Origin of the sequence: Pseudoalteromonas shioyasakiensis (assembly GCF_022398475.1) — a bacterium.
In the GTDB taxonomy this organism is placed as follows: Bacteria; Pseudomonadota; Gammaproteobacteria; order Enterobacterales; family Alteromonadaceae; genus Pseudoalteromonas.
This window is the reverse complement of record NZ_JAKEVM010000158.1, coordinates 1-9,679: the sequence shown is the minus strand read 5'-3', so window position 1 is coordinate 9,679 and position 9,679 is coordinate 1. Positions and strand designations below refer to the sequence as shown.

Below are 9,679 nucleotides of genomic sequence, written 5' to 3'. Positions count from 1 at the left end.
GAGGTAGTTAATCTACAAATATACATTGAAAGAATATTAATCAACTTTATAGAACGCTTTGTACCAAGACACCAACTCTGCAACGCCTGTTTTCACACCAACGGCAGGCTTGTAGCCTGTTGCAGCAAATAAATCTTGTGTATCTGCGTAAGTCTTATAAACATCACCTGCTTGCATTTCACGAAAGTTCTTTTTAGCCTCAATATCTAACTCAGATTCAATTGCTTCAATAAACCTCATTAGATTAATCGGGCTACCATGACCAATATTGTAAACTTTGAATGGAGCTGAACTTGATGCAGGAGAACCTGTTTCAACCTTCCAGCTATTATCACGTTCTGGCACGACATCCGCAGCACGAACTACACCTTCGACAATATCGTCAATGTAGGTAAAGTCGCGCCACATATCGCCATTGTTGTTAATATCTAAAGTGTCGCCATCAAGCATTTTTTTTGTAAATATAAATGGCGCCATATCAGGGCGTCCCCACGGACCGTATACAGTAAAAAAACGTAAACCCGTAGTAGGCAAATTATATAAATGCGAATAGCTATGAGCCATTAGCTCATTTGCCTTTTTAGTTGCAGCGTAAAACGAAACAGGGTGGTCAACACTATCGGTTGTTTCAAATGGTGTTTTTTCATTTAAGCCATAAACTGAGCTTGAAGATGCGTATACCAAGTGTTGTACATTATTGTAGCGACATCCTTCTAGTACATTTAAATGGCCAACTAAGTTTGAGTCAGCGTAAGCATCTGGGTTTTCAATTGAGTAACGTACGCCCGCTTGTGCTGCCAGATGAATGACACGGTCAAATTTCTCCCTCGCAAATAGCTCACTCATTGCAATTCGGTCGGCAATGTCCAGCTTAATAAATGTAAAGTTTTCATGTTGTTCAAATTGCGCTAGGCGCGCATGTTTTAAATTTACATCGTAATAATCGTTCAAATTATCAACACCAACAACTGTATAGCCTTGCTCTAGCAGTTTTTGACTTGTAGCTGCACCAATAAAACCTGCAGCGCCAGTAACTAAATATTTCATTATATTCCTATCTTCATTGTGCCCGTAGGGCGCCAATTCATTTGGCTTTAAAATTATAAATTAAGAAGCTATCGTGAGAATAATCTTAAATAGCTTTCACTAATAACTTGGCAACATAAACCTAAAAAACTGAAAAAAAATAAACTTTACGTTATCGTCATAGGCCTTTGAAGGAGCAACCTAGCAGTAATTATAAAGTGCATTGACAATCTAAAAAATAGGCACGCACCACTAACAACTCCGAACAGCTTGAGTCTTTCAGCTAAAAGCTTATAGCTGGTTTGATTTAGTCATTCCCAAATAAGTCACGTGTATAAACTTTATGCTCAACATCTAATAACTCTTCAGCCATACGGTTCGAGATAATTACATCAGCAGTTTGCTTAAGCTCATCTAATGATTTGATGACTCGAGAATTAAAAAATGAATATTCCTGAAGGGTTGGTTCATAAATAATAACTTCAATACCTTTAGCTTTAATGCGCTTCATTACGCCTTGAATTGCAGACGCTCTAAAATTGTCTGAGCCAGACTTCATTACTAAGCGATAAATACCAACCACTTTTGGAGTGCGGGCAATAATAGAGTTGGCAATAAAGTCCTTTCGAGTGGTATTAGCATCAACAATTGCGCGAATCATGTTATTCGGAACGTCTTGGTAGTTAGCCAATAACTGTTTGGTATCTTTTGGTAAGCAGTAGCCACCATAACCAAACGATGGGTTATTATAATGCTTACCAATACGCGGATCTAAACCAACACCTTGAATAATTTGTTTAGCATCCAACCCATGACTTTCAGCATAGCTATCTAGTTCGTTGAAGTAAGCCACGCGCATTGCAAGGTAAGTATTAGAGAATAGTTTTATTGCCTCTGCTTCTGTAGAGTCAGTAAACAAAATATCAATATTTTCTTTTACAGCTCCTCCAGCTAATAAGTTAGCAAAAGTTTCAGCGCGCTCACTTTGTTCACCAACAATAATACGTGACGGGTGTAAATTATCGTAAAGCGCCTTTCCTTCACGTAAAAATTCAGGTGAAAAAATAATATTAGCAGTGCCAAACTTCTCACTAACAGATTTTGTATAACCAACAGGCACTGTTGATTTAATAACCATGGTTGCGGTTGGGTTGTTCTCTAAAACATCAGTGATGACTGACTCAACAGAGCTAGTGTTAAAGTAATTTGTTTCAGGATCATAATCCGTAGGAGTCGCAATAATAACAAAGTCAGCTTCACTAAGCGCTAAAGACTTATCTGTGGTCGCAGTAAAATCTAATTGCTCATTTTGTAAAAAATTACTTATTTCAGCGTCTACTATTGGTGATTTTTTTTCACATAGAAGCGCAACTTTCTCTTTATCAATATCTAATGCAATGACTTTGTTTTTTTGCGCTAATAACATCGCATTCGACAGGCCCACATAGCCTGTTCCAACTACAGCAATTTTCATGTTTCTTTCCTTAAATTTTAATACGCATTTTTATTAATAAAGCCCTTAAAAATTGTTAAAAACACTATTTTAAGGTCAAAGAACAAGGACCAATTTCGAATGTACTCTAGGTCAAACTCTATGCGCTTTTCCATTTTATCTAATGTGTCGGTTTCACCTCGCCAGCCGTTAATTTGCGCCCAGCCAGTAATCCCAGGTTTTACCTTATGGCGTAGCATGTAACCTTCTACCAATTTACGGTATTCTTCGTTATGGGCAACAGCATGAGGCCTTGGCCCTACAATCGACATTTGCCCTTGTAATACATTAATAAACTGGGGCAGTTCATCTAAACTCGTTTTGCGAATAAACTGCCCTATTGGCGTAAAGCGCGAATCGTTTTTAGTGGCTTGGGTTACTTTAGCGCCATCTTCCATCACGTTCATCGAGCGGAACTTCCACACCTTTATCGGTTTACCATCAATACCATAGCGGTTTTGTTTAAAGAAGACAGGTCCTTTAGAGGTAAACTTAACCGCAAAGGCTAAGCCAAGTAAAACCGGTGATATCATGATTAAAATAAGCGTAGAAAGCACAATATCTTCTATACGCTTAATAATGGCATTACTACCATCTAGTGGTGAATCGTAAATACTAATAGTGGGTATACCCATAATTGTATCACTACGAGAATGCAATAACTGATAGGTGAAAACATCGGGCACTATGTATACACTCGCAGTACTATCTGCCAACTCTTTAACCAGCCATTTACGGCGCTCATACGCTTGAGGTGGCAAAACAATATAAACACGATCTATACCGCCCTCTTTACAATCAGCAACTAGCTGCTCTAAATTACCAATGTTTTGTGCAGCAACTAATTTTTGCTTTGGAGTAGTGTCATCGTAATAACCACCAAAAACTAAACCAAAGCTTGAGTTAGCAACAATATTATTTGCTAACTGTTGCCCTAAAGTGCCCGCCCCTGCAATAACAACAGAACGAGTATTAATCCCTTGCGAGCGTAGAGCCCTTAAAATTAAGCGCAATACAACACGGTACACACAAAGCGAAATTAATACAGATATAAACCAATAAAACTGCAAGCCTTCGGGGTTTAAATATTGCGGAGCTAAAAAGTTTACACTTAAAAATAAAATTGCGGCACTAACAAACCAGTGCGAAATCGTTTTTTTAAGCTCTTTGTAAATAGAAAGGCCGCGCCAAGAAATATAAAGTTTGTCGAGCTCACTTGTAAAGTGAAACAGGAAGACTGCGAGTAAAGAGGCTGTTGTATGCTGAAGTAACCAGGGAATTTCTTGTAAAGCTACTGTTACCCATAAACAACCAACAATAATAGTAATATCGAGAATCCTTTGCACGAATGCTATTACTGTTGAATTACTTTGCAAAATACCTTTATGCATTTATGTTTACTTCTCATTTTTATTATTACGAGTGGAAGGTTACCATCATCACAATAATGCTTGTTCATTATGGTAGCCTTTAAAGTATAATCTAACCGTTGGTTATTGCCATTTTTACAACGTTTATTTTTACTAAACAAAAGGGATAGCAGCAAGCATCTTGCTGCTTACTCGAATAACTATGATGCTTGTACTAAAACCAACGCTTTATTTACAAGCTTTATAGCTTTCTCGCTTGACTCTGCCTCAGCATAACACCTTAATTCTGGCGCATTGCCAGATGGTCTTAAATGCACTATATCACCAGATGCAAGCGAAATACGCAAACCATCAGTTAAGTCTAATTCGTAGCTTTCATCATAGCCTAGTTCTGACAAAAAGCTTTGCGCATTTTGCTGTAACACAGCAATAATTTGTAAGCTTTTCTCTCTTGCAAAGTCTTTAATTCGATCACTAGCAGTAAACCGTTGTGGTAGCTTGGCTAGTAACTCAGATACATGCTTAGATTGCGCTAACAAAATTAACGCAGGAAGTAGTGCATCTCTTGTAGGTAGAGCTTTTAGTAACTTGCCGTTGAATGTTATATCTGAACCTAGTAAGTAACCACCATTCGCTTCAAAGCCTGCTACTGATATGTATTGCTCTGCTAACTCTGCAAATTCAGAAATAACATATGGCGAGCCAATTTTAGTACGCTTGACCTGCTTAAAGTTTGCTGATTTTTCAATTGCTGTATTACAACTTACTGGGGTTGCAAGTGCTTCGATATTTAATAACTGACTACAAAGCAATCCTAAAATATCACCGCGTAACCAATCACCATTTTCATCTGCAATTAAGGGTCGATCACCATCACCGTCTGTTGAAAAAATAGCATCAAGACTGTATTCATTGGACCAATCAAGTGCTCTTTGCTTATCTTCTTCCGATACAGCTTCGGTATCGATTGGTACAAATTCATCACTTCTACCAAGGCTGATGACTTCTGCACCTAATTGCTCAAATAGAACTTTATAAATATCACGCCCAGCACTTGAATGCTCATAAATACCGATTTTCTTACCTTTAAGGGTATCAGCATTAAAAAGCGAGGTGTAACGCTGTGTGTAAGATTCACAGGCAGAAACATCTAATGGTAATTCATTTAGATTCTCTGGTAACGCCGTGAATATAGCTTTGCTAGTTAGAATAGCCTGTTCATCGGCTTTTGTGATCTCACCATCAGGGCGATAGAATTTTAAACCATTGCGATCGAATGGAATATGGCTGCCAGTAACCATTATACAAGGCGTATTATCTTGCATTGCTTTGTAAGCAAGTGCAGGCGTTGGTACTACACCATAATACACAACATTCAATTTATGTTGCTTTAACGCCTCTGCACATGCCAGGGCAATTGCATAACTACTTGGGCGGTTATCAATTGCAATTGCTACAGTATCGAAGGAAAATTCATTTTCAATCGCTGATATAAAGGCTAAAGCAAATGCCGCGTTTACATCAGGGGCAAAATCTTTTACAAGACCTCGCGCACCACTTGTGCCGAACTCTATACCACTCTTTGCAATGACTTCAGAGCAAACTAACTGGCTATCCATAAAAAACCTATTTATTTAACTATTCTAAAAGCATACAACTAGCACAATACGAGTTGCGCTAGCTGCGCTCTGATATCTAACTTCTGACATCTATCTCTTCGTTTATTTCACTCGACCATAACGGTCTTCAAAACGCACGATATCATCTTCACCTAAGTACGAACCCGATTGCACTTCGATTAACTCTAAGTCAACTTTGCCAGGGTTTTCTAAAGCATGAACCGCTGTAATTGGAATATAAACAGACTCATTTTCAGTTACATATTGCTCTGTATCATCTATTTGTACTTTTGCTGTACCCGATACCACAATCCAATGCTCTGCGCGGTGATGGTGCATTTGTACCGACAACTTAGCACCAGGTTTTACAGTAATACGTTTTACTTGGAAGCGCTCACCATTATCAACTGAGTCATATTTACCCCATGGGCGATACACTTCACGATGGAAGGTAACTTCAGAACGCTCTTCTGCTTTAAGCTGATTTACAATCCCTTTAACTTCTTGTGACTTTTCTTTGTGAGCAACTAGAACGGCATCTTTCGTATTTACAATCACTAAGTCTTCAACACCCACTGTTGCGACGAGTTTATCCTCACCAAATACAAGTGTATTTTTTGTATCTACCGCTTTTACATCACCTTTAAAGGCATTGCCATTTTCATCTTGTGACGACACTTCCCAAAGGGCAGCAAAGCCACCTACATCACTCCAACCTGCATCCATAGGCACAACAACGGCATCTTTTGTGTGTTCCATTACTGCATAATCGATTGACTCATCAGGGCAGGCTTCAAAAGCGGCTTTATCTACACGAATAAAGTCCATATCGCTGTTTTGTACTGCAATAGCTTTTTCACAAGCTTCGTAGATATCAGGGCGAAATGCTTTTAATTCTTCTAAATAGCGGCTTGCTTTAAATAAAAACATACCACTATTCCAGTAGTAATCACCGCTTTCAATATACTGCTTGGCTGTTTCTAGGTTTGGCTTTTCAATAAAACTGCTAACAACATAGCCATGCTCTACAGCTTCACCTCGTTTAATATAGCCATAACCTGTTTCAGGGCTGTTACCTACAATACCAAATGTAACTAGTTTATCTTGGTTTGCTAACTCTGCAGCTTTATTGACACTTGCTTGGAATGCTGCCGAATCTTCAATTACATGGTCTGCAGCAAGAACAAGTAATAATGGGTCTTGCTCATTTTCAATGGCTTTAAAGGCAGCCAAAGCAATAGCCGGTGCCGTATTACGCCCTACAGGCTCTAAAAATATACCGCCATGGTCTGCACCTAATTGACGCACTTGCTCTGCTGCAATAAAACGATGTTCTTCATTACAAATTAACATGGCTGGTGAGTGCGCTAAGCCCGTTAAGCGACTTAGCGTATCTTGAAGCATCGTCTGCTCGCCATTTAGTTTTAAAAACTGTTTTGGATAGTTGCCACGTGATAGTGGCCATAAGCGGGTGCCTGAGCCACCTGCCATGATTACTGGTAAAATCATAATAATTCCCTGTGTTTATTCTATTAATGCTTCGAAATACCATTTTGTATGCTTGTGGACCGCAGGCGATTTAAGTAATTCATCAAAACTAAGCCATTTATATGCTGCATGCTGTTCGTTTAATGGTAATGCATCAAGCTGTTGCTTTGTAAGCTTTAATACATAAGCAATTGCGACATAGTGTGTTTTTATTTTATCGTTAAATACACAATCATCATAAAAGTGGTCATAAGGGCCAAGCAGTTCAGCAATTGATAATTCAAGTTCAATTCCTAATTCATTTAGTGTTAGCCTTTTAAAAGCATTAGCCAGTGACTCACTTTTTAAAATACGACCACCTGGAACAAACCAAAACCCTTCAGCTGGGCGGTTTAACCTTTGCCCAAGTAACGCTTCATTATTTTCGTTAAGTACAACAAGGTCTATGGATACCAGAGGGGTACTGTCGATAACTGTTTCAAACGTTTTTTGCTCTAAAAACATACTATTTTCTAAAGTTGTCTTGGTTGGCTAAGAACCAGTCATATGTCCGCGCTAAACCTTCTTCAAGGTTGATTTCATATTGCCATCCCAAAGACTTTAATCTAGAAACATCCATAAGCTTACGTGGCGCTCCATCTGGTTTTGAAGTATCAAACTCAATTTCACCTTTAAAGCCAACTACTTTAGCAACTGTTTCGACTAACTCACGAATAGTACAATCGACACCTGTACCCACATTAATATGGCTAAGCATATCTTGAGTATTTGAGTTATAAACATCATCACTAAGGTTCATAACATGTATCGAAGCTGCAGCCATATCATCAACGTGTAAAAATTCACGCATAGGCTTACCAGACCCCCAAGCAATAACTTTGTCATCACCAGCTAATTTAGCCTCGTGGAAGCGCCTTAATAACGCAGGTATTACATGAGAGTTTTCAGGATGAAAGTTATCATTTTCACCATATAAATTTGTTGGCATCACTGAGCGATAATTTCGCCCATATTGACGGTTATATGATTCACACATTTTAATGCCGGCAATTTTAGCTATTGCGTATGGTTCATTAGTTGGCTCTAACGTACCTGTTAATAACGCACTTTCTTGCATTGGTTGCTCAGCTAATTTAGGGTAAATACATGAAGAACCTAAAAAAAGTAAGTCATTTACCCCAGCTAAATGTGCATTATGTATAATGTTATTTTGAATCATCAAGTTCTCATATATAAACTCTGCAGGGTAAGTATTATTAGCAATAATCCCCCCAACTTTAGCCGCAGCTAAATACACTTGATCAATATCATTCGATTCAAAAAAATTAGCAACAGCACTCTGGTCCAAGAGGTTTAACTCTGAGCGAGAGCGAGTGATAACTGTCACTTCAGATTGCTTTTGTAATTGCCTAACAATTGCGCTGCCGACCATTCCGTTATGACCAGCGACAAAAATAGTTTTAGCTTGCATTGTTTTTTCCATAATAAAACCCAGCTTTAAGCTGGGTTAATAAATCTATAACTAGGGCCTATAGTTACTCTACAGAAACGCTAATATCATAACCGTGCGACTTTAAAATTGCATGCTGTTTAGCTTTAGCTAAGTCACTTTGCACCATTTCAGCACACATTTCTTCTACAGTAATTTCAGGTACCCAACCTAACTTTTGTTTAGCTTTTGTTGGGTCGCCAAGTAATGTTTCTACCTCAGCTGGGCGGAAGTAACGAGGATCTACGCGAACAATTACATCACCTACACTAAGCGCTTCAGCATTATCACCTTCAATAGCAGCGACAGTGGCAATTTCATCAACACCTTCACCACTAAACTCTAAAGTAATACCAAGCTCTTTAGCTGAAAGTGTTACAAACTCACGTACTGAAATTTGCTTACCGGTTGCAATAACAAAATCTTCCGGCGTATCTTGTTGAAGCATCATCCACTGCATACGCACGTAGTCTTTAGCATGACCCCAGTCACGTAGTGCATCCATATTACCAAGGTACAAGCATTTTTCTAAACCTTGCGAAATATTAGCTAAGCCACGGGTAATCTTACGTGTAACGAATGTTTCACCACGGCGAGGTGATTCATGGTTAAATAAAATACCATTACATGCATACATACCGTATGATTCGCGGTAGTTTACTGCTATCCAGTAAGCGTACATTTTAGCTACAGCATAAGGTGAGCGCGGGTGAAATGGTGTTGTTTCTTTTTGCGGGATCTCTTGTACTTCGCCATAAAGCTCAGAAGTCGATGCTTGATAAAACTTAGTTTTTTTCTCTAAGCCTAAAAAGCGAATTGCTTCTAAAAGGCGTAACGTACCAATAGCATCAACATCAGCCGTGTATTCAGGAGCTTCAAACGATACAGCAACATGGCTTTGGGCTCCTAAGTTATATACTTCGTCAGGCTGAACCTCTTTCAAAATACGGGTCAGGTTTGATGTATCTGTTAAATCACCATAATGCAAAAAGAACTTAGGGTTCTCTTCGTGGATATCTTGATAGATGTGATCTACACGCTCAGTATTAAAACTCGATGCGCGACGTTTAATACCATGGACTTCGTAGCCTTTTTCTAGCAAGAATTCCGCTAAATATGATCCATCTTGTCCTGTTACACCCGTGATTAAGGCTACCTTAGTCATTATATTTTCCTTTTACTAACTTATCTATAT

At 38.7% G+C, this 9,679-nt stretch carries 8 protein-coding genes; all 8 read right to left on the bottom strand.

Going from position 1 to position 9,679, the window contains the following annotated elements; translation table 11 throughout:
* Positions 1-36 precede the first annotated feature (36 nt).
* Positions 37-1,047 (bottom strand): NAD-dependent epimerase, encoded by a 1,011-nt coding sequence (locus L1D51_RS18895; RefSeq protein WP_239964505.1) that lies wholly within the window; start codon positions 1,045-1,047, stop codon positions 37-39.
* Between the two features lie 286 nt (positions 1,048-1,333).
* Positions 1,334-2,500 carry a nucleotide sugar dehydrogenase gene (locus L1D51_RS18890; protein WP_239964504.1) on the bottom strand — a complete coding sequence of 389 codons (1,167 nt, stop codon included), beginning with the start codon at positions 2,498-2,500 and terminating at the stop codon, positions 1,334-1,336.
* A gap of 17 nt (positions 2,501-2,517) precedes the next feature.
* The gene (locus L1D51_RS18885; RefSeq protein WP_239964503.1) at positions 2,518-3,909 is read right to left on the bottom strand and encodes an undecaprenyl-phosphate glucose phosphotransferase; all 1,392 of its coding nucleotides are present in this window, start codon (positions 3,907-3,909) and stop codon (positions 2,518-2,520) included.
* A gap of 179 nt (positions 3,910-4,088) precedes the next feature.
* Positions 4,089-5,507, bottom strand: a complete 1,419-nt coding sequence (locus L1D51_RS18880; RefSeq protein ID WP_239964502.1) for a phosphomannomutase — start codon at positions 5,505-5,507, stop codon at positions 4,089-4,091.
* 102 nt (positions 5,508-5,609) lie between these two features.
* Complete coding sequence (locus L1D51_RS18875) at positions 5,610-7,016, bottom strand: mannose-1-phosphate guanylyltransferase/mannose-6-phosphate isomerase (RefSeq protein WP_239964501.1); 1,407 nt, start codon at positions 7,014-7,016, stop codon at positions 5,610-5,612.
* Positions 7,017-7,031: 15 nt separating this feature from the next.
* The gene (locus L1D51_RS18870) at positions 7,032-7,499 is read right to left on the bottom strand and encodes a GDP-mannose mannosyl hydrolase (protein ID WP_239964500.1); all 468 of its coding nucleotides are present in this window, start codon (positions 7,497-7,499) and stop codon (positions 7,032-7,034) included.
* Between the two features lies 1 nt (position 7,500).
* Positions 7,501-8,466, bottom strand: coding sequence for a GDP-L-fucose synthase (gene fcl, locus L1D51_RS18865; RefSeq protein WP_239964499.1), 966 nt, complete (start codon positions 8,464-8,466; stop codon positions 7,501-7,503).
* A 64-nt stretch (positions 8,467-8,530) separates the two neighbouring features.
* On the bottom strand, positions 8,531-9,649 hold the full coding sequence (gene gmd, locus L1D51_RS18860; protein WP_239964498.1) for a GDP-mannose 4,6-dehydratase: 1,119 nt from the start codon (positions 9,647-9,649) through the stop codon (positions 8,531-8,533).
* Between the last annotated feature and the right edge of the window lie 30 nt (positions 9,650-9,679).